The organism is uncultured Roseibium sp. (assembly GCF_963675095.2).
In the GTDB taxonomy this organism is placed as follows: domain Bacteria; phylum Pseudomonadota; class Alphaproteobacteria; order Rhizobiales; family Stappiaceae; genus Roseibium.
This window is the reverse complement of record NZ_CAXXSJ010000053.1, coordinates 1-21,517: the sequence shown is the minus strand read 5'-3', so window position 1 is coordinate 21,517 and position 21,517 is coordinate 1. Positions and strand designations below refer to the sequence as shown.

Below are 21,517 nucleotides of genomic sequence, written 5' to 3'. Positions count from 1 at the left end.
TTCAGCCGAATGGAAAACAGACTAGCTCAAGCAGCAGCGGCGACAGCATCCCTGTCCCGGGCAAGCCGGGCATTGTCGAGAAACTGCTGAGCGCTCGCCGCCCAGGTGTAGTTCAAAGCCATTTTACGGCAATGGTCTCTGGGAACATCCAGCGCGGCGAGTGCCGCTTCCTGCAAGTTGTCGGAAAGCACCCCTGCTCCGGTATCGCCGATGACATCGAGCGGTCCCATGACCGGATAGGCGGCAACCGGCACCCCGCACGCCAGTGCCTCCAGGAGCACGTTGCCGAAGGTATCCGTCAGGGACGGGAATACGAAGACATCGGCGGAGGCATAGTGGCGTGCCAGATCTTCTCCAACCTTCGGACCGGTGAAATGGGTTTCCGGATAGTCGCGCTTCAAGGTTTCGAGCTGAGGGCCTGCGCCCACCACCACCTTGCTACCCGGCAGGTCGAGATCCAGAAAAGCCTTGATGTTTTTTTCAACGGCGACCCGGCCGACATTCATGAAGATCGGTCGCGGCAGATCCGCCGGCAGGACCGAGTCATTGTAAGGTTTGAAGATCGTCTCATCGACCCCGCGCGACCAGCGCATCAGATTGTTGAAACCGCGAGCGCGCAGATCGTCTTCCAGCGACCGGGTCGCGACCATGCAGCCGACCCCGGCATTATGGAACCTTCGGAGCCAGCTGTAAGACCAGGAAAGCGGGACCGGCAGCCGGGCCGAGACATATTCGGGAAAGCGGGTGTGATAACTGGTCGTGAACGGCTGGCCCAGCTTGCGTGCGGCGGATGCCGCCATCAAACCCAGAGGCCCTTCGGTTGCGATGTGCAGATGGTCGCAAGCATAGTCGGCGATCATCCGCCGCACTGTACCGGTATGGGTCAGGGACAGGCGGATTTCAGGATAGGTCGGACAGGGAAGAGTGCGAAAGGCTTGCGGAGTGAGGAACTCGACCCGGACCCCCATGGCTTCCAGTTCCTCTGCGGTACGCTCCAGCGAGCGCACCACGCCATTGATTTGCGGATGCCAGGCATCCGTAACAATCAGAATGGATGTCATGCGGCGACCGGACGCTCCTTGGCCGGTACCGGAACCGCTTCGGTTTGCGCCGGATTGACCCATCGGATCACCTCGAAGGTTCCATCATGGTGCTCGGCCACGGCGGTGCAGCTTTCGACCCAGTCACCCGTATTGATATAGTGGATGCCGTTAAAGTCCCGGTCCGCGGCATGGTGAATATGCCCGCAGATCACGCCGTGAACACCCTGTCGACGCGCTTCGTCGGACAGGGCCTCTTCGAACCGGCCGATGAAATTCACCGCGTTCTTCACCTTGAGCTTTGCCCAGGCGGACAGGGACCAATAGGTCAGGCCGACGCGGCGGCGCGCGACATTGACCCAGGTATTCAGGCCCAGCGCGGTCACATAGGCCTTGTCGCCGAAGAAGGCGAGCCATTTGGCATGCCGGATCACCACGTCGAACTGGTCGCCGTGAATGACCAGATAGTTTCTTCCGTCCGCGGTCTCATGGATGATGCTGTCGGTCACTTCGACCCCACCGAAATGGGTTCCGAGGAAATCGCGCAGAAACTCGTCGTGATTACCCGGAATGTAGACGATGCGGGCGCCTTTGCGGCCCTTGCGCAGGATCTTCTGAACCACGTCATTATGCGGCTGCGGCCAGTACCAGGACCGCTTCAGACGCCATCCGTCCACGATATCGCCGACCAGATAGACCGTCTCGGCATCGTTCACCTTCAGGAACTCGAGAAGCAAATCTGCCTGACAACCTCGGGTTCCCAGATGAACATCCGAAATAAACAGTGCCCGGTAATGTCGCGACTTGTCTGGCGCTGACATAACTTCCACTCCAATTCATTCATTGGAGCGCCTTAGACTTGATTCAGGTATCATTATTATGACACTTCGCCGTTTGCGCGAATGGGTGTTAAGCCACAGCCGGAAAGGCTCCCGTTTAATCTGCCGTCCCCTGCTTGCCGACTGCGCTCCGGCGTCCTGACTCCGGGGCACCTGGAGAGGTACAGATCCCTTCTGCTTGGCCCTTGCAATCCGCTCCCGCAAAAGACACTGTGCCGTTCCTGAAATCCTGGCATGAACGGAAGACTCGAAGGGAACGGAGATGGATCTTGGAATTGCCGGCCGCAAGGCAATCGTGTGCGCCTCCAGCCGCGGACTGGGACGCGGGTGCGCCTTCGCACTGGCGGAAGCCGGCTGCGATGTCGTCCTGAACGGACGCAACGAAGAAACCCTGGCGAAAACCGCCGCAGACATTAAGAACCGCTTCAACGTCGGCGTGACCAGCGTTGCCGCCGACGTTTCCACCAGCGACGGCCAGAAGGCCCTCCTGGACGCCTGCCCCGACGCCGACATCCTCGTCAACAACAATGGCGGACCGCCCCGCAAGGACTATACCGAGCTGACCCGCGAGGCGATGCTGGACGGCGTTGTCCAGAACATGGTCACGCCGATCGAGCTGATCCAGGCGCTGGTCCCCGGCATGCAGGCGCGCGGTTTCGGACGTGTGGTCAACATCACCTCCATGTCGGTGCGCATGCCGATCGAGGGACTGGACCTGTCGAGCGGCGCCCGCGCAGGCCTGACGGCCTTCCTGGCCGGCGTTTGCCGCCAGATCGCCGGCACCGGCGTGACGATCAACAACATCCTTCCCGGCAAGATGGACACCGACCGTCTGCGCGGCGGCTTCGAGAGAGCCGCGCAGATGAGCGGCAAGAGCATCGAGGATGTCCGTGCCGCACAGGCCGCCGAAATCCCCATGGGCCGCTTCGGCAACGCGGAGGAATTCGGCCAGACCTGCGCATTCCTGTGCTCGGTCCATGCCGGCTACATCACCGGCCAGAACATCCTGCTGGACGGCGGCCTCTATCCGGCAGCCTTCTGAGTGGGCACGTCCTGCCGCGGCATCGCGCCCGTCCAAAACCTGATTGGGAGACAGACATGAAACTCGTTCGCTACGGAGAAGCCGGCACCGAGAAGCCCGGCCTGATCGACAGTTCCGGCCAATTGCGGGACCTGTCGGCCCATATCGCCGACCTGGACGCCGCAGCCTATGAAAGCGGGAACCTGGAGCGGTTGAAGCAGATCGACCCGGCAAGCCTGCCCGCCGTCGAGGGATCGCCGCGCCTGGGCGCGCCGATCTCCCGGACCGGCCATTTCATCGCCATCGGCCTGAACTATGCCGACCATGCCAAGGAGTCCGGACTGCCGATCCCGGCGGAGCCGCTTGTATTCTCCAAGGCACCGAGCAGCCTGAGCGGTCCGAACGACGACATCGTCTATCCGCGCGGCGCGTCGAAACTCGATTGGGAAGTCGAGCTCGCGTTTATCATCTCGAAGAAGGCCTGGCAGGTCACCGAAGATGATGCACTCGACTATGTCGCCGGCTACACCGTCTGCAATGACGTCTCCGAACGCGCCTGGCAGATCGACGGCACCGGCCAGTGGATCAAGGGCAAGAGCGCGCCGACCTTCGGTCCGCTCGGTCCCGTGCTGGTCACCGGCGACGAGATCGCGGACCCGCAAAACCTGGACCTGTTCCTGGATGTCAACGGCGAGCGCCGCCAGACCGGCAACACCTCGACGATGATCTTCCCCGTCAAGACGCTGGTCGCCTATCTCTCCACGATCATGATGCTGGAGCCCGGCGATGTGGTCACCACCGGAACGCCTCCCGGTGTCGGCATGGGCATGAAGCCGCAACTCTTCCTGAAGCCCGGCGACGAGGTCCGCCTCGGCATTGCCGGCATCGGCGAGCAGACCCAGAAGGTCGTGGCCGAATAGCTGGACGAAAACATGCGCCGGGCAGGTCCTCCTGTCCGGCGCACCAATCTTATGCTTCGTCGCCGTCCCGCGCGCTCAGGAAGCGGCGGATGGACACGTTCGACCAGGGCGCGAGCTGCGCCCGTGCCGCCTTGTAGCTGTCGTAGATCTTCCCGCTGAGAACATCCCGGGCGGCAAACTCGTCCAGCACCTCCGCCGATGTCGCCCTCAGGGCTTCAAGGACGTCATCCGGATAGAATTTGATCGTCACGCCGTCCACGTCCTGCAGCGCCTTCAGGTTGGCGGCGTTTTCCCACTCGCTCTCGGCCAGCGCACGGCCGTTTTCCGCCTTGCAGGCCTCCAGCACGATCGCCTGCAGGTCCTCCGGCAGACCCTCGAAGGCCGTCTTGCTTAAAAGCGCCTCGCCGGTGCCGTTCGGTTCGTGGAAACCGGGCGCGTAATAGGTCTTTGCCACCTTCTGAAAGCCCATGGCCCGGTCGCTCCAGGGGCCGAGGAACTCGGTCGCATCGATCACGCCGCTTTGCAGCGCCTGAAACAGTTCGCCCGGCGGCAGGCTGACCGGTGTTGCCCCGAGCCTGCGCATGACTTCACCGCCAAGCCCCGGCATGCGGATCTTCAGGCCCTTCAGGTCTTCCAGCGAATCGATGTCGCGCTTGAACCAGCCGCCCATCTGCACGCCCGTGTTTCCGGCCATGACCGGCTTGATGTTGAACGGCGCGTAAAGCTCGTCCCAGAGTGCCTGGCCGCCGCCCTGCTCGATCCAGGTGATATGCTCCAGGGGCAGCAGCCCGAAGGGAATGGCGGTGAAGAACACCGCCGCCGGCAGTTTGCCCTGCCAGAAAAAGGACGCCGTATGACCCATGTGGGCCGTATTGGACGAAACCGCATCAAACACGCCGAGTGCCGGCACCAGTTCGCCGGCCGCAAAAAGCCGGACGTGAAGACGGCCGCCGGACATCAGTGTGATCCGGTCGCAGATCCGCTGGGCGGTCACGCCCGGGCCGGGCAGGTTTTTCGGCCACGAGGTGACCATCTTCCATTCGAGGGTTGCCTTGTCGTCTGCCGCCAAGGCCGGCGCGGAAAGGACCGTTCCCGCCGCTGCACCGGCCAACCCAAGCGCGGACCGGCGCGACAACGTCTTGCTGGTATCTTGAGTCGTCATCCTATTTCTCCCAGAACTCAAAGAAGTGGTGCACCGGGCCATGGCCGGCGCCGATGTGAAGATTATCTGCGGCGAAAATAGCGGCGGTGATATAGGCCTTCGCCAGCCTGACCGCCTCTTCCATCGGCTCGCCCTTCGCCAGACCCGCGGCAATCGCCGATGACAGCGTGCATCCTGTGCCGTGGGTGTTGCGGGTTTCGTGGCGCGGCGCCCGCAGCCAGGTTTCGCCTCCGTCCGTGAGAAGCAGGTCGACACTCTCAGCGCCGGAGCCATGCCCCCCTTTCAACAGGACGGCTTTCGCACCGAGTTTTTTCAGCCTCTCCGCCTGCCGGTTCATGTCGTCTTCACCGTCGGCAACGGCGCCGTCGAGCATCCGGGCCGCCTCATGCAGGTTCGGCGTGATCAGATCCACTTTGGGTACCAGGACATCGATCAGGACCAAAACGGCCTCATCGGCGACAAGCGGGTCGCCGGAAGCGGCCACCATCACCGGGTCGAACACCACCGGCCCTGTCTTATGGGCCTCAAGCCCTTCGGCAACCGCACGGATCACCTCCGGCTGCGACAGCATGCCGATCTTGGTCGCATTGACCTTCAAGTCCGAATAGACCGCGTCCATCTGAGCCCGGATGAAGTCCGGCGGCACGTCGTGGATCGCCTTCACCCCAAGCGTGTTCTGCGCCGTCAGCGCCGTCAGTACGCTCGCGCCGTAGACGCCATTGGCGGAAAAGCTTTTCAGATCGGCCTGGATACCGGCTCCGCCCCCGGAGTCGGAGCCTGCGATGGTCACCGCAATGGCGGTCATGGTTTTCTCCTGTCGTGTTTTGGTCGGTCAGACCCGTTTCAGCCTGCCAGCGATTTGGACCTCATCGATCAGGTAGAGCGCGTCCAGAAGCTCCGGCACCAGAGTGCCCGGTCCCCGCGCCCGTTCTGCCGCCATTTCACCGGCGACATTGAAAACGGTGAGCGCGGCAGCCGCGGCCAGAACCGGATCGTCGGAGACGGCGAGAAAAGCGGCGATCACCGCCCCTCCCGCACAGCCGGTCGCCGTCACCCTGGCAAGCAGCGGGTGACCATTGGCGAGACGCAAGGTTTGGCCTGGCCCGGTAATCAGGTCTTCCGCGCCGGTTATCGCCAGCGTCACGGAAGTCCGGGAAAGGGCCTCGAGAGGATCCTGTCCGGGATAAAGCGCGGCCAGTTCGTCCCGGTTCGCCCTGAGCACGGTCGGCGACGCCGTCAGCAGATCCTGCGCATAGGAACAGCGCACCGGAGTCCGGTTGACGAAGACCGGGTCGAGGACAAACGGCTTTCCGGCCGCCTTTGCTGCCTCAAGCGCCTTGGGAATGGCGTCCCGGCGGGTGTCGTCGAGGGTTCCAAGATTGACCAGCAACGCATCGGCGCCTGCTGCAAAGGCCGCGACCTCATCTGGCGCAATCGTCATGGAGGGAACAGCGCCCAGCGCCAGAAGAACGTTGGCCGTGAAATGCTGTGCGACCGCATTCGTAATGCAGTGAACCCGGGGCGCCGTCCGCCGCAGTCGCTCAAGCAGATCCGCCGCGATGCCGGCATCGAAATCCGGATGCGAAGCGCTCATGACAGGTCCTCCGCGAAAAACGGAACGGAAATCGAATAGTCGTACGGTGATGACAGGGTGGCCGCAGCCTGCAGAACAGTCATCTCAAATCCCTCCGCCGGTCCAAACCGGATCAGGTTCAAGGAGTTGGCCGTTTGCCTCTCAGCCCGGTCAGACACGCCGGGCACCCCCATGAGATGTTTCGAGAGCTAACAACTCAAAGCGCGAAATGCAAGCACCGGAAATCAGACCGGGCGATTGACTGCGCTTGCCAATTGGGCCATGTCGGAGACCAGAGAGATTTCGGGCCAACTCCTGGAGGGTTCCATGATTCCGTTTTTCGTGATGATCAAATGCAAGCTCGGCGAGACCTACAAGGTCGCCAACGGGATTGCGGATGCGGAAATCGCCAGCGAGATCTACTCGACCAGCGGCGACTACGATCTCCTCGTCAAGTTCTATGTCGAAGATGAGACGGACATCGGCCATTTCGTCAATGAAAAGGTCCACCCGGTCGACGGCATCCAGGACACGAAAACAATCATTACATTCAAGGCTTTCTGAGAGCCGTCCATATTTGACGGCATGGTTCCGGAAAGCCCGGAGACACAGTATGCCAACACCCGTCTGGAAACCTGAACGTCGTAACCGGAACATCGGCACGGCGGCGTCGGGCCATGGTCAATCAAACAGGATGCGGATTCCGGAAAGCCGGCAGGACAGCAGCGGAAACTGGAGCAGTTACTACGAACGTATCCGTCCGGATTTCGTCAAGGATTACCGCATCGGCGACGACACCATCAAAATCCTGTATGAGAAGCCCAGAGACGGCTTCAGTTCCGGATGCTCGCCTGAGGATGTTGTCCATCTTTTGTCGATGCTCCCGGACGATGAGCATCGTTTTCTGGATTATGTCGTTTTCCGGCAACCTACTCGCAAACAGTGCCAGCAACACCCGGTTTGGGGCCGCCTGATCTATCAGGCAGATATCGGAAACTTGTTCGGATCAGCCATTTTTTTGGAAGCTCAGGAACTCGGCTCGAAAATGCGCTGGAGCCACAAGCTGGACATAGAGGACAAAGCCGAATTCGAACGTCTTAACGAAGACGGTCATGTGTTCGAAAAGACGAAACGGCATTCCATCAGCCAACTAACGGAAACGGCACTCAGAAACACAGTTCTCTATCGCACCCTGCTTCATGAACTGGGTCACTGGCAACACTACGAAAACGATGTGTTGGCTCAAGAGGACATGGATCTGGCGGCAGATTTGTACTTTGCCAAACCCAGTGTTGAAAAAGAACAATACGCACATGGCTATGCCGAAAAATGGGCAAAGACGCTTCGATCGAAAAACCTGATCCCCTTCGCGCCCAGGGATTTCGAACTCCCCGCATCTGCCTAACAGGCATGTTATTCGGCGCGCGGCAAAACCCGCGCGCCATCACGTGATCAAAACAATCATTCCGTTCAAGGCGTTCTGAATACCCTCGAGTTCAGGCAGCTTAGGTCACGGCCTCACAAATGAGGCTGAATTGGCGTGAGAAGGAATCCGGTCATTTCCGGAGAACGTGAAAATGGCCCTCATAATCGGAGAAGGGGGGATTGTCAGGCGAAGGTCCGGGCGAAGTATATCAGCGACAGGACCAGACCGAAGGCGATGACCACGCCGCGTAAATAACGGGTGTTTATCCGTTTGGCCAAACGCCCCCCTGCATATCCCCCAACCGTGCTGCCCACAATCATGGCGACGGCTTGCGGCCACGCGATGAGCCCGCCGATCCCGAAGACGACGATGCTCAAGATTGTAAAGCTCGTCGCCAGAAGGTTCTTGATGCTGTTGGCGATGTGAAAATTCGTGAAACCCATCAACTGTGCAATCGCAAGCAGGATGATGCCGAGGCCTGCCCCGAAATACCCGCCATAGATCGAAGACACGAAAAGCGTTGCATTGATTGCGGTGCTGCCACGACCATCGCCCATCGTTCTCAACAACCAGGCACGCAAGGCATCCCCGAATGCAAACAGGCCCGTCGCCACGAGAATGAGAAACGGTATCAGCGCGACAAAAAACTCCGGATCGGACGCAAGGAGCAGCACCGAGCCGATGATCGCGCCAAGGCCTGACACGAAAAGCAGCGGGAGCAATTGTTTGCCGAGGCCACGCAACTCTTCCCGATAGGCGGGAAGAGCTGCCGCATTCGATGGCAATAGAGCCAGGTAGTTCGTGGCATTCGCCACAACTGACGGCAGCCCGACGGCCATGAGCGCCGGGAACGTGAAGAGCGTGGCGCCGCCCGCTATGGCATTCCACGCGCCCCCGAAAAACCCAATCCCGACCAAAACCATTGCCTGCGTCGTATCCATGACCATCCCTCTTGCACTGGGCGAACCATAGAGCCGCGCTTGCTTTCAAAAAAACGATTAATTACGATCATTTCCATGAATAAAAACGAACGCTTGCCCATCGATTCCGATCTTCTGCAGACCTTTGTGAGGATTGCGGAATGTGGAAACATGACCGTAGCCGCAAGCAGGCTCGGCCGAACCCAGTCCGCGATAAGTGTTCAACTGCGCAAACTGGAAAGCGGATTGGGCATCCCCCTGTTCATCCGAACCCCGAAGGGCATGACCCTGACACCAGCCGGAGAGGCGTTGCTATCGCGCGCCAAGCCGATCCTCGCCGAGATCAGAGAAGCCGCAAATCTGTTCCTGCAGCCGCTGACCGGCTCGCTTCGAGTTGGCCTTCCCGACGACTTTGATGAAGATGTGCTGGAGCTCATCTTGATGGAGTTTGCGCGCTCCCATCCCGAAGTTCAGGTGCTGGCAAAACTAGGCTGTACGTCGGGATACGCCACAGCGGTCAGAACCGGGGAGCTGGATGTTGCCGTCTGCTCTGGCCTGGATGATGTGGGCGGCGAGGCGCTCGGCACGTTGGAGATTGTCTGGGCTGCGCGCGAGGGCAAGAGCTGGCCAAAGAATGAACCGGTGCCGTTAGCGATACTTGATCGTCAATGCTATTGGCGCGACTTACCTGTAAAGGTCCTGGATGCGGCAGGACGGCAACACCGCGTCGCTTTCCAAAGCAGCAGCTTCGCAAGCTTGCAGGCTGCTCTTCGTGCCGGGTTCGCTGTCGGATTGCTGCCGAAGTCCTGCGTCGGTGACGGCTTGAAAGAGTTGACCGAAGTGGACGGTTTCCCCGATCTTCCGGTCCCCCGACGTTCCATTCTGTTGTCCGGGCACGCACCAAAACAGCTTACCGAAGCGATGGTTGAATCCATCCGAAATGCACAGCTTCGGTAAGACGCCACACGGTCGAAGGCATCCAGGACACGAAAACGACAATAACCTTCAAGGCCTTCCGACGGTCAATCACGATCTCGACGGCGTCGACGCGCGTCGGGCCTTCGTCCTGTCGATGCCCAGCCGGTGTTCCCGGAAGATCACGAAGATCCCGGCCGCGATGACGATCGCCGCGCCGATCAGCACTTCCGGCAGAGGGACTTCGGCAAACAGGACATATCCCAGGATCACCGCCCAGATCATGTTGGCATAGTCGAAGGGCGCGATCGTCGAGGCATCGGCATAGCGATAGCTCTGGGTCAGAAGAATCTGCCCGATGCCGCCGGCAAGACCGACCATCATCAGGATAAAGGCCGTATCTCCGTCCGGCAGGACCCACGCCTGGTCCGGATAAGCGAAACCGATCGGAATGGTCAAAAGGGCAAGCAGGGTGGCCGAGCCTGAAAACCAGGTCACGATGGTCGTGGTCCGCTCGGTTTCGCACAGCCTGCGCACGAAGATCATCGCCATGGCGGCAAAGACCGCCGACAGGGCGGCACAGGCCGCTCCGATCATCTGACCGTTGCCGACGGTGCTTTCGCCCATATGGGGCGACAGGATGATCAGGATACCGAGAAATCCGATGACAACCGCGCTCCACCGGTAGAGCCTGATCGTCTCGTGCAGCACCAGCCAGGCAAGCACCACCACGAACAGCGGCGTGGCGAAGCCGATTGCCGTGGCATCGGGCAGAGGCAGCAAGGAGAAGCCCGTGAACGAAAGGATCATGGCGGAGATCCCCACCGACGAGCGGCCGAGATGGCTGAGCGGACGGGATGTCTTCAGCGCTAAGGCAAGCTCACCGCGCCAGGCGACCATGATCAGCACCGGAAACATACCGAAGAAATTGCGGGCAAAGACAATCTCACCGATCGGCACGGTTTCCGCGGCCATCTTCAGCATCGCCATCATGATGGTGAACATCAGCGTCGAGCCGAGTTTCAGGGATATTCCAAGCACAGGAGCGACACGGGTCAGCCCGGAGGAAGTCGGCTGTGCCGGTGATTTTGCGGAAGCGCCGGAAAGCGCCATGGATCACGTCCTAAGGGGCCGGCGTTGATAGGGAAAGGCAGAGCGGGGCGCCGGGCCCTGACAGGCCACTCTGTCGTTTGAGAAAACCGGAAACCCACCCGGGAACAAGCCTTGCAGCAGTCTCATCATGGGGGATGGCAAGGCGAATACGGGTGAAAAACGGCAGAATATGGTTACACGGGCAACAATAGGCCTGATTCCTGAAAAATCAACGCACGCCGGCCTTGGTCGCGAACGCAAGCGGGATGGACAGCCGTCCCTGCATTTCCTCCCGGATCAGTTCCTCGCACTGCTCAAGCCGGAGCGGCTGCCCGAACAGAAATCCCTGCACTGACTGGCAGCCCTCGGCGTCCAGGAAGGACAGCTGGTCTTCCGTTTCCACCCCCTCCGCGAGAACCGGAATACTCAGGCTCGAACCGAGCAGAAGTGTCGATTTGACGATCGCGACCGCCTGCTGGTTCGACGTCAGGCTTCGGACGAACTCCCTGTCGATCTTGATCTTGTCGAACGGAAAATTCTGCAAGGTCGAAAGCGAGGAGTAACCGGTGCCAAAATCGTCCATGGCAACGCTGACGCCCAGGTCCTTCAGCGCCTGAACGATCTTGAGCGCATGCTCCTGATCCGCGATCAGACCGCTTTCGGTCAGCTCGATTTCGAGACGGCCGGGGAACAGCCCGGTCCGTGCCAGCACGACCGCAACCTGATGCGGCAAGGTCTCCTGGGCCAACTGGCGGGCCGAGACATTCACCGCCACGGTAAACTCCCTGGGCCAGTGCGCGGCCGTCCGGCAGGCGGTTTCCAGAACCCATGCACCGATATCCAGGATGAGGCCGGTTTCCTCCGCCACCGGGATGAAATCCGAGGGAGGAATAAGCCCCTTTTTCGGATGGTTCCACCGGACCAGGGCTTCGAAGCCCTTCAGCCGACGTGTCTTCGTATCATTCTGGGGCTGGTAGAAAAGTTCCAGCTCCCCATTCGCGATCGCCGATTTCAGATCCATGGCAATGGACGCGCGAACTCTGCTCGTTTCCTCCATGGCAGCTTCATAAAAAACGACCTGGTCGCCACCGTTCTTCTTGGCGTGATGCGCGGCAAGCCCTGCACGCGCGATCAGGTCATGCTCCTCATTTCCATCACGCGGGGCCAGGGAAATGCCGATGCTGGTGGCGATGCTGATCGCCTCTCCGTCCCAGTGGAAGGGCGCATCCAACTGCCGCCGGAGCCGGTCGGCGAATTCCATCGCCTGATGGTCAGCGCCCGCAATCCGCTTCACGGCCACGAATTCATCGCCGCCGTTGCGGGCGATGAATTCATCTTCGGCCAATTCGGCCCGCAATCGCTCGGCAATGTTTTGCAGGAGCTTGTCCCCAGCCATCTGTCCGTGGAGGTCATTGATGTCCTTGAAACGGTCCAGATCGATGGCGACGACGGCAAGCCGGCTGGTGCCTCCGCTGATGGCGTCGCGTCCTTCCTCGACCTTCTTCTTCAGGAAGGAACGGTTCGGCATTCCGGTCAACGGGTCGTGCAACGCCAGGTGCCGGTAGGTGGATGCAGCCTCCTCCATGCTTCGCTGATCGATGAAAAAAGCCGATCCGACGATCACGATAATGACCATGGTCATGCCGACGACGGCCGCGAGCATGACATCGTCCGAGACGGCCTGCGGCGGCACGTCAATGCCGCTTAAGGGCACAATGGTCATCGCCGTCATGCCGGTGAAGTGCAAGGCAACGATGCCCAGTACCATCATTGCCGTCGCAGCCCACAATCCCGCGCGTTTTCCGTATCTTGCCAGGATCAGGGTGGTTGCCGTGCCGAACAGCCCACCGAGAACGGCAGAAGCCGCGACGAAGCCCTGGTCCCAATGGATAAGTCCCGGAACCAGATAAGCCGACATGCCGATGTAATGCATGGAAGCCGCGCCGAGGCCGAACAGGAGACCGCCAAGTCCGGTCATCAGCCAACCGTCCGACCGGCTCGCGACGAAGAAGCTGAAGCTTGTGGATCCGATGGCTACGACCAGCGACAACAGGGTCAGTACCGGTTCGAAGGTTCGCCCGAACGGCGCGACATAGCCGAGCATGGCGGCGAAATGGGTGGTCCAGATGGTGCTGCCGCCCACCAGTCCGGCCAGCAACAGCCAGAGAAACCGCCGGGATCCGGCGCTGTTCCTGATCCTGGAGAAGAGACTCAATGTGAGAAACGAACCGACGACACAGACAATCGCGGCAAAAGCGATGAACCGATACTCGTGATCAACCGCAATACATGACAGTACAGAAAACATACGACTTACCAGCCGGATCCGGATTACTCGTTTTGGCGCCTCCCGCACGCATTCCGGATTTTCTAACACCCATGTCCTAACAGACCGTGTGCTTTCTACGGGTAAATACGTAATTCATGAGTCATAGGCCCCGAAGCGCCGTCGCAATGCGCCGGAGGAAGACGGCAGACGGTTTTTCCGGCCCGTCAAACCAATCCGCCACGAAAAAGGGGCGGCACCAGGCCGCCCCTTGGTCTGTTAGTGCCGGAACCGGCGATCAGCCTTTCGCAGCCTGGATCGCTTCCCAGATGCGCAACGGCGTTGCCGGCATGTCGATATGGGCAACACCGGCGCCGTCGCGCAGCGCCATCTGCAGCGCATTCATGACCGATGCGCAGCCGCCGATGGTACCGGCCTCTCCCGCTCCCTTGATCCCGAGCGCGTTGGTCGTCGACGGCACATTCTTTGTCTGGAAGTTGAAGAAAGGAAGATCGGCGGCCCGGATCAGCTTGTAATCCATGAGCGAGGCCGTCAGCAGTTGGCCGTCCTCATCATAGACCGTGTTTTCGCAGAAGGCCTGGCTGATCGCCTGGGCAATACCGCCATGGACCTGACCTTCCAGAAGGATCGGGTTCACGGTCACGCCGAAATCGTCGACGATGACGTAGTTTTCGATCGTTACATCGCCTGTTTCCGGATCGACTTCCACCTCGGCGATATGGCTGCCGTTCGGATAGGTTGCCTCTGCCTGCTTGACCTCGTCGCGTCCGGAGAGTTTTTCCGAAGCCTGGGCTGCCACTTCCGCCAGGGTGACCTGACGGTCGGTCCCGACGACGCGCACATTGCCGTCGACCAGCTCCAGATCGTCCGTGCCGGTTTCAAGCTGCTGCGCTGCCTGTTCCTTGATCTTCTGGACAAGGATCTTGGAGGCCTCGTTGACCGACGGAAGCCCCAGCGGAATGGAACGCGATCCGCCCGTACCGCCGCCCTTGCGCACCCGGTCGGTGTCGCCCTGGATCACCTCGACATGCTCCAGATCGAGGCCGAGCTTCTCGGCGATCACCTGGCCATAGGCGGTCACATGGCCCTGGCCGTTCGACTGGGTGCCGATCAGAAGGGTGACCGTGCCGTTGTCGTTGAGTTCGACGGTCGCTTCCTCACCGCCCGGGAAGGCGCAGGCCTCGATATAGCAGCACATGCCGATGCCGCGGTACTTGCCTTCAGCCGCGCTCTTTTCCTGGCGCGCCTTGAAGCCGTCCCAGTCGGCTTCCGCCATCGCCTTGTCCATATGCCCGGCAAAATCACCGGTGTCGTACATGCGGCCGGTCGCGGTCGTGTACGGCAGGTTCTCTGACGGCACGAAATTGCGGCGGCGGATTTCAGCCGAGCCGAGACCGGATTCCAGTCCCGCCTTTTCAATCAGCCGCTCGATCAGATAAGCGGCTTCCGGCCGGCCGGCACCGCGGTAGGCATCGGTCGGAACCGTGTTGTCATAGACCCCGGTCGCCGTCACGGCGAGCGCCGGCACGTCGTAGAGCCCTGTCGACATGGACGTGCCAACGTAAGGGATATAAGGCGCAAACTGGTGCAGATAGGCGCCCATGGCGGCAAGCACATCGATCTTGAGACCAAGGATCTTGTGGTTCGCGTCGAATGCCAGTTCCGCGGTGGTGACATTGTCCCGGCCGTGCGCGTCGGTGATGAAATGCTCCGTCCGCTCACCGGTCCATTTCACCGGCTTCCCGAGGCGTTCCGCGGCCACGAGGCTGAGCGGATACTCGCGGTAGACGAACATCTTGGTGCCGAAACCACCGCCCACGTCCGGCGTCACCACGCGCAGACGGGACGGATCGATGCCGAGAATGTCGTTGCAGATCACGTCACGGGTGCCATGGCCGCCCTGGGTGCCCGAGGTCAGCGTGTACCGCTCCGTTCCGGCATCGTACTCGGCGATGCAGACGCGGGGTTCCATGTAGTTGGCGACAAGCCGGTTGTTGACGACCTTGATCTTAGTGACATGGGCGGCCTTCTCAAAAGCTGCAGCGCACTTGTCCGCATCGCCATGGCCGAGCGTAAAGGCCTTGTTGGTGCCGAACTCCGGCCAGACCAGCGGCGCGCCATCGGCAAGCGCTTCCTCAACGCCGACGACAACATCGAGCGGCTCGTAATCGACCTCGATCAGTTCGGCGGCGGATTTCGCCGTATTGACGCTGTCCGCCACGATGAAGGCGATCGCGTCGCCCACGAAACGTACTTCATCGCCGCACAGCACCGGCTGCGGCGGACATTTGTGCATGGTCCCGTCGATCTGCTTCATCACCGCCTTCGTCGGCATGGTCTTCAGATCCGGAATATCCGCAGCCGTCAGGATCAGCGACACGCCCGGAAACGCGCGGGCTTCATCGAGCCCCGACACGGAAATCTTCGCATGCGCCATGGCAGACCGCAGCACATAGGCATGCTGGCAGCCTTCCGGTGCGAAATCGTCGGTGAAATGGCCGTGTCCGGTGATCAGGGCTGCATCTTCCTTGCGCCGGACCGGCGCGCCGATACCGAACTTGGCTGGGACCATCTGGTTCATCTGGCTACGTCCTTGATAACGTGATGTGGGCCGCCCTGGGGAGGAGGTTCTCAGGCGAGAGGGGCGGAAATTTGGGCGGAGCTTAACGGCTCCGAGCGCTCAGTTCCAGAGGGGCTAAGCAAAGGACCTTCAATCCTCTGGAACAAAATTTACCGGGCATGGACCTCAGATGATTTCATCCTCATCGAATAGCGGATCGGCAATGTGCTGCGCCGTGAGGCTGTCGACCGTTCCTTCCGGGTCATGATGCTTGCGGACCGCGGCAATGTGGAACAGGCCGTCGCCTTCATAGATGATCGGCAGATTGGTGCGGCCGATGATCAGTCCGCCGTCCGGAGCGAAGATTTCCTTTTCCACCTCGCCGAAGGGATCGGAGACGATCCCAAGAAGGTCGCCGCGCTCAACCACTTCTCCGGTCGACTTGAAAGGCCGGAGCAAACCGCCCGCCGGCGCCCGCACCCAGGAACTGGACGATGTCCGGATCGACGCAACCTTGGGCCTGGTCACGCCTTTGCCGGAAATCATGCCGAGCTTGCGCAGCACCCGTAAAATCCCCGACACACCGGCCCGGATCGCCATTTCGTCGAACCGGAGCCCCTCGCCCGCCTCGTAAATCAGAATATCGACGCCCTTTTTCTGACCGGCTTCGCGCAAGGAGCCTTCCCGAAGCTTCGATGTCAGGATGACCGGGGCACCGAAGGCCTCGGCAAGAGCCATAGTGTCATCCTTGGACGGCGAAACACGGATCTGGGGCAGATTGGTCCGGTGGATCGCCGCCGAATGCAGATCGATGCCGAGGTCGGCCTTGCACACGATCTCGGTCATGAACAGGTTCGCCAGCCGGCCGGCCAGAGACCCCTTCTCGCTGCCGGGAAAGGAGCGGTTGAGATCGCGCCTGTCGGGCAGGTATCTGGAATGGCTGTGAAACCCGAAAGCGTTGACGATCGGGATAATCAGCAAGGTGCCCTTGATCGTATCGAGGTTCGGCGCGCGCAGAACCCGCCGCGCGATTTCGACACCGATCACCTCGTCACCGTGCACGGCGGCACTGACGAAGACCACGGGGCCCGGGCGCCGGCCATGGATGACATGAACCGACATTTTCACCGGCGTGTGGTCGGAGAGAACGCTGACCGGTAGATCCACCGTCTTGCGGGCGCCCGGAGCGACCTTAAAACTGCCGATCTCGAAAGCTCTGCGATCGTCCACGGCCTAGCCCTTGCCCTTGGTTTTCGTTTTTCCGGCCGTGGCGTGTTTCATCAGGAATTCGATGATCTTGCCCGCGACATCGATCCCGGTCGCGTTCTCCACGCCTTCCAGCCCCGGAGAGGAATTCACCTCCATCACCACCGGCCCGTGATTGGATCGAAGCATGTCTACACCACAGACATTGAGCCCCATGGCCTTTGCCGCGCGGATCGCCGTCGACCGTTCTTCAGGCGAAATCCGGATCGCTTCCGCGCTGCCGCCACGGTGCAGGTTGGAACGGAATTCGCCTTCCGCACCGGTCCGTTTCATGGTCGCGATCACCTTGCCACCGACGACGAGAGCGCGAATGTCGGTACCGCCCGCTTCCTTGATGAACTCCTGCACCAGGATGTTCACATTGGCGCCGCGGAAAGCCTCGATCACAGATTTCGCAGACCGTTCGGTGTCCGCCAGAACGACACCGATACCTTGTGTGCCTTCCAGGAGCTTGATCACCACCGGTGCGCCGCCTGCCACTTTCAGAACCTCTTCCGTCATCTTCGGATCATGGGCGAAGGTGGTCACCGGCAGGCCGATACCGTCACGCGCCAGAAGCTGCAGGGAGCGCAACTTGTCGCGCGACCGGCCGATGGCAACGGATTCGTTGAGCGGATAGACGCCCATCATCTCGAACTGGCGCAGAATGGCCAGGCCGTAAAAGGTGATCGAAGCCCCGATACGCGGAATAACCGCGTCATAACCAACGAGCTTCTCCCCGTTGTAGTAGATCTCCGGCCGGCGCGAGGCGATGTTCATGTAACATCGCAGGGTATTGATGATATCGAGCTGCAGACCCCGGTCCTCGGCGGCTTGCTTGAGCCGTTTGTGAGAGTAAAGATCCGGGTTCCGCGCCAGCATTGCGATTTTCATAAGTCAACTCCGATCGGGATAAATGCTATCGGCACCGGCCTCAAAGCCGCCGAAATACAATCTCAGGCGTCAGAACCAGAAGCCTTGGTTGCGGGAAGCATCGGTTCACCGGCCAGAAAGGACCGGCCCGGATTGACCAGCACATTGCGGCCCCGGACAGCTGTCCGGCCAAGGATCATATCGAACCCCATGTTCTCTCTGTTGGCCAGAGAGACTTCCACGTGCCAGTGATGGTGCCCCAGGATCAGCAAAGTCTCAATCACAAGCCGCTGTTCGGGCACACCACTGGTATTCTTGATGTCCCGAGAATCGGCCACCGGCACTTCCACCTGCATATCGCGGTGATAGCGTGAACCGGGCAGACGGAAACGCACCCAGGTTTTCCCGTCCCGATCGTAGATCTCCTGGTCCTCCGCATGCAAGGCAGAGGTCCGCGCACCAGTATCGATCTTGGCCCGGATCGAAGGCAGCCCGAGCTCCGGAAGGGCAACGATTTCGCGCCAGCCGATCACATCCGCCGGTGGCCGCAGTTTTTTGCGTGTAGCGGATTTCATGCGCTCCGGTTCCCGTTGTTCAAGTCGGTTCAAGCACCGGTTCCTGTCCCAACGCTCCCGAGACCTGAATCATAAATACGTAATCGGGCCACTTGCAAAGAGGAAAAACGCGCGATGGCCCAGCGACATTTCGGTCGCCGTTAAGGCCGGTTCGATTGCTTGAAAAAAGAACCCCGGAACACGCACAAAACCCTTTCCGTTTTGTACGTGTTCCAAGGCAGGTTGGGCTGCGGGGGGAGGTTCAAATCCTGTGGATCAGCCTTGCCGGATTATTTTGCCTTTTCGATGTTCAACTTGATCCCGGAATACCATTCGGCAAGCTCGCGGATATCTTCGTCGCTAAGATCGGCCGCAATGTCCGACATGATCTCATGGGTGCGCTTGCCGCCTCTGAACGCCTTGAGCTGGGTATCGAGATACATCACCGTTTCGCCGGCGAGATTGGGCGCGTCCTCCATGGTCGCGATGCCCTCCGTGCCGTGGCAGGCGACACAGGTTTCCGGCGCCTGTGCGTCCGTCTTGCCCGCGGGCAGGGTTGCCGATGCCTTCTGCTCCGCATACCAGGCCGCCACATCGGCGATTGTCTGATCGTCGAGCGACTTGGCAACGACGCTCATCATCTCATGGGTGCGCGCTCCGGCCCGGAACGCGATCAGTTGCCGGGAGATATAGGAGGCCGGTTCGCCGCCGATATTCGGCGCGATCGGGATCTTGGCCAGCCCTTCGATCCCGTGACAGGTCCGGCACATCGTCGCTTTCTTGCGCCCTTCCGCCGGATCGCCGGCCGGCATCTGGGCAAAGGCGCTCTGGTTTAAGACGCCCTGGGCGAGGAAAACCCCGCCCAGAGCCAGTATCACGCTACGCAGCATCAATTGCCCTCGTACCAGATCCGGTAGATGGCACCCGCCAGATCGTCGGACACCAGGATGGATCCGTCACGCAATTCGGCCACATCGACCGGACGGCCGAGATATTCGCCGTTCTCGTCGATCCAACCCTCGGCAAAAGGCTCGCTGGTCGCGGTGCCGTCCTCGTTGACATAGGACACCATCACCCGGGCGCCGACCGGGGTCGTCCGGTTCCACGAGCCGTGCTGGGCGGAGAAGATGGCCCCCTGGTATTTGGCCGGGAACATCTTGCCCGTGTAGAACTTCATGCCAAGGTCTGCGGCATGGGCGACCTGCTCGGCTGCCGGGAACACCACATCCGCCGGCGGCTCGTCGTTCTTGTACTCGTTGGTTCGGACATTGCCGCCGCCATACCACGGGAAGCCGAAGTTCTGCCCGGCAGCCGTCGCATGGTTGAGTTCACCCGGAGGAATGTCGTCACCCATGCCGTCGACCTGGTTGTCGGTGAACCAGACGTCGCCGGTCTTCGGATCGATGTCCATGCCGACGGAGTTGCGGACGCCGGTCGCGAAGACCTCACGGCCCGTGCCATCCGTGTTCAGCCGGATGATGCCGCCGATGCCCCACTTGTTGTAGAGATCCGCCTTCTCCGGTGCCGGGACGTTGAACGGCTGACCGAGAGTGATGTAGAGCTTGCCGTCCGGTCCGATATCGCAGACGCGGGCGGTGTGGTTGTAGCTTTCTTCCGTCGGCGGGATCAGCTCGCCCTGCTTGACCACGTTGAAGGCGGCTACGTCCGGGCTTTCATAGAAGAACTCGGCCGCCGGATAGACCAGAACCCGGTTCTGTTCGGCGATATAGAGGAAGCCGTCCTTGGAGAAGCACGGTCCGTTCGGGATCGCGAACTTCAGCGACGGCGCGAAGTCCTTCACCTCGTCTGCCACGCGATCCTTGTTGCGGTCGGTCACGGACCAGACCTTGTCCTTGCGCGTTCCGACGAAGGTCACGATCCCCTGCGGTCCGACCGCCATGTGACGTGCATCCGGCACGACCGCATAAAGGCCGATCTTGAACCCGTCCGGCAGCTTGATCCGCTCGAGGGTCTTCTTGATGCCGTCCGCATAGTCGCCGGTCTGATCGACGAAGGTGAATTCCGACGTGCCCGTCGTCTGGAAATTCGACAGTTTCTCCAGGTTTTCCGGCACCGGCGCCTGGGCTTGGGCCAATGCTGTTACCGCGAGCAGGCTCGCTGTTCCCAAAAGCAGTCTTTTCATGTCTTCCTCCCAATGTAAGCGCACTGGACGTGCGTTCGGGGCGGCCTTCCCGGGAAGACCACCCCCTTTTTCAAGCAAACGCAATGCAGCCGGCTGTCAGATTCAATCACCCCTGCCCTATAGATTGCCCTTGCTCATTTCCCCCGCGATGTGATCGGCCTGCCGGATGGCAAGGGCGACGATCGTCAGCGTGGGATTCTCCGCGGCACCGGTCGTGAACTGGCTGCCGTCAGAAATGAATAGGTTCGGAATGTCGTGCGTCTGCCCCCATTTGTTGACGACCCCGTCGCGGGCATTCGCCGACATCCGGTTGGTTCCAAGGTTGTGCGTCGACGGATAAGGCGGCGTCGGAAATGTCCGGGTTGCCCCCACCGCGTCGTAGATCGCCTGGCCTCGGGCGTAGGCATGGTTGCGCATGGCGATGTCGTTCGGATGATCGTCGAAATGCACGTCCGGAACCGGCAGTCCGTGACTGTCCTTCACGTCGTGGTTCAAGGTGATCCGGTTGGTTTCCTGGGGCATGTCCTCGCCCACGATCCACAGCCCCGGCCATGTTTTCGTACGAGTCGAGCGCGGGTGGTGAACTCACGGCCCCACGCGCCCGGATCCAGAAACGCCGCCATAAACGGCAGGCCGAGGGCCAGTGTCTCCAACTCGTAGCCGCCGACGAAACCGCGCGAAGGATCGAAGCGCGCCTCGTCCTGGACGATGCCGGCCATGGTGGTGCCGCGCCACATGCGCACGGGCTTGTCGAACACCGCATAGACCGATCCGGTCATGTGACGCATGTAATTGCGTCCAACCTGGCCGGAGGAATTGGCAAGGCCATCCGGGAATAGGGTCGACGCGGAATTCAGAAGCAGCCGCGGGCTTTCGATGGAATTGCCGGCCACGCAGACAAGCCGTGCCTTCTGCATCTGCTGATTGCCGTCCTTGTCCGCATAGAC

General features: G+C 60.8%; 19 protein-coding genes, 1 pseudogene and 1 riboswitch. Of the genes and pseudogenes, 5 read left to right on the top strand and 15 right to left on the bottom strand.

Annotated features, from left to right (window positions below; translation table 11 throughout):
* Nucleotides 1-26 precede the first annotated feature (26 nt).
* Nucleotides 27-1,061, bottom strand: coding sequence for a glycosyltransferase family 1 protein (locus ABIN98_RS19940; RefSeq protein WP_346912394.1), 1,035 nt, complete (start codon nt 1,059-1,061; stop codon nt 27-29).
* Nucleotides 1,058-1,861 (bottom strand): UDP-2,3-diacylglucosamine diphosphatase, encoded by an 804-nt coding sequence (locus ABIN98_RS19935; RefSeq protein ID WP_346912392.1) that lies wholly within the window; start codon nt 1,859-1,861, stop codon nt 1,058-1,060. Before ABIN98_RS19935 ends, ABIN98_RS19940 begins: the two co-directional genes overlap by 4 nt.
* A 280-nt stretch (nt 1,862-2,141) precedes the next feature.
* Here ABIN98_RS19935 and ABIN98_RS19930 point away from each other — a divergent pair, with 280 nt between their 5' ends.
* Both ABIN98_RS19930 and ABIN98_RS19925 read left to right on the top strand, forming a co-directional pair.
* A complete protein-coding gene (locus ABIN98_RS19930) occupies nt 2,142-2,921 on the top strand; it encodes an SDR family oxidoreductase (RefSeq protein ID WP_346912390.1) in 780 nt (259 codons plus the stop codon).
* Between the two features lie 56 nt (nt 2,922-2,977).
* Nucleotides 2,978-3,820, top strand: a complete 843-nt coding sequence (locus ABIN98_RS19925; protein ID WP_346912388.1) for a fumarylacetoacetate hydrolase family protein — start codon at nt 2,978-2,980, stop codon at nt 3,818-3,820.
* A 49-nt stretch (nt 3,821-3,869) separates the two neighbouring features.
* On the opposite strand, the gene ABIN98_RS19920 is transcribed toward ABIN98_RS19925, so the two are convergent.
* The 3 genes from ABIN98_RS19920 to thiM are packed head-to-tail and all read right to left on the bottom strand — an operon-like array spanning nt 3,870 to nt 6,576.
* A complete protein-coding gene (locus ABIN98_RS19920; RefSeq protein ID WP_346912386.1) occupies nt 3,870-4,982 on the bottom strand; it encodes a TRAP transporter substrate-binding protein in 1,113 nt (370 codons plus the stop codon).
* Between the two features lies 1 nt (nt 4,983).
* The gene (gene thiD / locus ABIN98_RS19915) at nt 4,984-5,787 is read right to left on the bottom strand and encodes a bifunctional hydroxymethylpyrimidine kinase/phosphomethylpyrimidine kinase (RefSeq protein ID WP_346912384.1); all 804 of its coding nucleotides are present in this window, start codon (nt 5,785-5,787) and stop codon (nt 4,984-4,986) included.
* A 27-nt stretch (nt 5,788-5,814) separates the two neighbouring features.
* Nucleotides 5,815-6,576 carry a hydroxyethylthiazole kinase gene (gene thiM / locus ABIN98_RS19910; protein ID WP_346912382.1) on the bottom strand — a complete coding sequence of 254 codons (762 nt, stop codon included), beginning with the start codon at nt 6,574-6,576 and terminating at the stop codon, nt 5,815-5,817.
* A 71-nt stretch (nt 6,577-6,647) separates the two neighbouring features.
* A riboswitch (TPP riboswitch) is annotated at nt 6,648-6,757 on the bottom strand.
* Nucleotides 6,758-6,882: 125 nt separating this feature from the next.
* On the opposite strand from thiM, the gene ABIN98_RS19905 reads away from it, so the two are divergent.
* A complete protein-coding gene (locus ABIN98_RS19905; RefSeq protein ID WP_346912380.1) occupies nt 6,883-7,119 on the top strand; it encodes an Lrp/AsnC ligand binding domain-containing protein in 237 nt (78 codons plus the stop codon).
* A gap of 49 nt (nt 7,120-7,168) precedes the next feature.
* Nucleotides 7,169-7,960: a hypothetical protein gene (locus tag ABIN98_RS19900; RefSeq protein ID WP_346912378.1), complete on the top strand. Its 792-nt coding sequence runs from the start codon at nt 7,169-7,171 to the stop codon at nt 7,958-7,960.
* 203 nt (nt 7,961-8,163) lie between these two features.
* Here ABIN98_RS19900 and ABIN98_RS19895 read toward each other — a convergent pair whose 3' ends face one another.
* Entirely contained in the window at nt 8,164-8,922 is a 759-nt protein-coding gene (locus ABIN98_RS19895) for a sulfite exporter TauE/SafE family protein (protein WP_346912376.1), read from the bottom strand.
* Between the two features lie 39 nt (nt 8,923-8,961).
* Between ABIN98_RS19895 and ABIN98_RS19890 the strand changes: the two genes are divergently transcribed.
* The gene (locus ABIN98_RS19890) at nt 8,962-9,858 is read left to right on the top strand and encodes a LysR family transcriptional regulator (RefSeq protein ID WP_346912374.1); all 897 of its coding nucleotides are present in this window, start codon (nt 8,962-8,964) and stop codon (nt 9,856-9,858) included.
* Nucleotides 9,859-9,927: 69 nt separating this feature from the next.
* Here ABIN98_RS19890 and ABIN98_RS19885 read toward each other — a convergent pair whose 3' ends face one another.
* From ABIN98_RS19885 to ABIN98_RS19845, 9 genes and pseudogenes are all read right to left on the bottom strand, one after another.
* Nucleotides 9,928-10,929, bottom strand: a complete 1,002-nt coding sequence (locus ABIN98_RS19885) for a DMT family transporter (RefSeq protein WP_346912372.1) — start codon at nt 10,927-10,929, stop codon at nt 9,928-9,930.
* Between the two features lie 208 nt (nt 10,930-11,137).
* Entirely contained in the window at nt 11,138-13,216 is a 2,079-nt protein-coding gene (locus ABIN98_RS19880) for an EAL domain-containing protein (RefSeq protein ID WP_346912370.1), read from the bottom strand.
* 256 nt (nt 13,217-13,472) lie between these two features.
* Nucleotides 13,473-15,776: a xanthine dehydrogenase family protein molybdopterin-binding subunit gene (locus ABIN98_RS19875; RefSeq protein WP_346912368.1), complete on the bottom strand. Its 2,304-nt coding sequence runs from the start codon at nt 15,774-15,776 to the stop codon at nt 13,473-13,475.
* Nucleotides 15,777-15,941: 165 nt separating this feature from the next.
* A complete protein-coding gene (locus ABIN98_RS19870) occupies nt 15,942-16,985 on the bottom strand; it encodes a succinylglutamate desuccinylase/aspartoacylase family protein (RefSeq protein ID WP_346912366.1) in 1,044 nt (347 codons plus the stop codon).
* A gap of 3 nt (nt 16,986-16,988) precedes the next feature.
* On the bottom strand, nt 16,989-17,894 hold the full coding sequence (gene rimK, locus ABIN98_RS19865; RefSeq protein ID WP_346912364.1) for a 30S ribosomal protein S6--L-glutamate ligase: 906 nt from the start codon (nt 17,892-17,894) through the stop codon (nt 16,989-16,991).
* A gap of 62 nt (nt 17,895-17,956) precedes the next feature.
* Entirely contained in the window at nt 17,957-18,448 is a 492-nt protein-coding gene (locus ABIN98_RS19860; RefSeq protein ID WP_346912362.1) for a RimK/LysX family protein, read from the bottom strand.
* Nucleotides 18,449-18,717: 269 nt separating this feature from the next.
* The gene (locus ABIN98_RS19855; protein WP_346912360.1) at nt 18,718-19,317 is read right to left on the bottom strand and encodes a c-type cytochrome; all 600 of its coding nucleotides are present in this window, start codon (nt 19,315-19,317) and stop codon (nt 18,718-18,720) included.
* Nucleotides 19,317-20,570 carry a PQQ-dependent sugar dehydrogenase gene (locus ABIN98_RS19850; RefSeq protein ID WP_346912358.1) on the bottom strand — a complete coding sequence of 418 codons (1,254 nt, stop codon included), beginning with the start codon at nt 20,568-20,570 and terminating at the stop codon, nt 19,317-19,319. The genes ABIN98_RS19855 and ABIN98_RS19850 overlap by 1 nt, the downstream gene beginning before the upstream one ends.
* 117 nt (nt 20,571-20,687) lie before the next feature.
* Nucleotides 20,688-21,517: pseudogene (locus ABIN98_RS19845) on the bottom strand (GMC oxidoreductase); the annotation flags it as partial.

Bases quoted from the DNA above. Each gene is read 5' to 3' on its own strand.
- ABIN98_RS19920 (WP_346912386.1), bottom strand. From the start codon at position 4,982: ATGACGACTCAAGATACCAGCAAGACGTTGTCGCGCCGGTCCGCGCTT.
- ABIN98_RS19930 (WP_346912390.1), top strand. From the start codon at position 2,142: ATGGATCTTGGAATTGCCGGCCGCAAGGCAATCGTGTGCGCCTCCAGC.
- ABIN98_RS19940 (WP_346912394.1), bottom strand. From the start codon at position 1,061: ATGACATCCATTCTGATTGTTACGGATGCCTGGCATCCGCAAATCAAT.
- ABIN98_RS19905 (WP_346912380.1), top strand. From the start codon at position 6,883: ATGATTCCGTTTTTCGTGATGATCAAATGCAAGCTCGGCGAGACCTAC.
- ABIN98_RS19895 (WP_346912376.1), bottom strand. From the start codon at position 8,922: ATGGATACGACGCAGGCAATGGTTTTGGTCGGGATTGGGTTTTTCGGG.
- ABIN98_RS19935 (WP_346912392.1), bottom strand. From the start codon at position 1,861: ATGTCAGCGCCAGACAAGTCGCGACATTACCGGGCACTGTTTATTTCG.
- rimK (WP_346912364.1), bottom strand. From the start codon at position 17,894: ATGAAAATCGCAATGCTGGCGCGGAACCCGGATCTTTACTCTCACAAA.
- ABIN98_RS19850 (WP_346912358.1), bottom strand. From the start codon at position 20,570: ATGAAAAGACTGCTTTTGGGAACAGCGAGCCTGCTCGCGGTAACAGCA.
- ABIN98_RS19900 (WP_346912378.1), top strand. From the start codon at position 7,169: ATGCCAACACCCGTCTGGAAACCTGAACGTCGTAACCGGAACATCGGC.
- ABIN98_RS19880 (WP_346912370.1), bottom strand. From the start codon at position 13,216: ATGTTTTCTGTACTGTCATGTATTGCGGTTGATCACGAGTATCGGTTC.
- ABIN98_RS19875 (WP_346912368.1), bottom strand. From the start codon at position 15,776: ATGAACCAGATGGTCCCAGCCAAGTTCGGTATCGGCGCGCCGGTCCGG.
- ABIN98_RS19925 (WP_346912388.1), top strand. From the start codon at position 2,978: ATGAAACTCGTTCGCTACGGAGAAGCCGGCACCGAGAAGCCCGGCCTG.
- ABIN98_RS19885 (WP_346912372.1), bottom strand. From the start codon at position 10,929: ATGGCGCTTTCCGGCGCTTCCGCAAAATCACCGGCACAGCCGACTTCC.
- thiM (WP_346912382.1), bottom strand. From the start codon at position 6,576: ATGAGCGCTTCGCATCCGGATTTCGATGCCGGCATCGCGGCGGATCTG.
- ABIN98_RS19860 (WP_346912362.1), bottom strand. From the start codon at position 18,448: ATGAAATCCGCTACACGCAAAAAACTGCGGCCACCGGCGGATGTGATC.
- ABIN98_RS19855 (WP_346912360.1), bottom strand. From the start codon at position 19,317: ATGCTGCGTAGCGTGATACTGGCTCTGGGCGGGGTTTTCCTCGCCCAG.
- thiD (WP_346912384.1), bottom strand. From the start codon at position 5,787: ATGACCGCCATTGCGGTGACCATCGCAGGCTCCGACTCCGGGGGCGGA.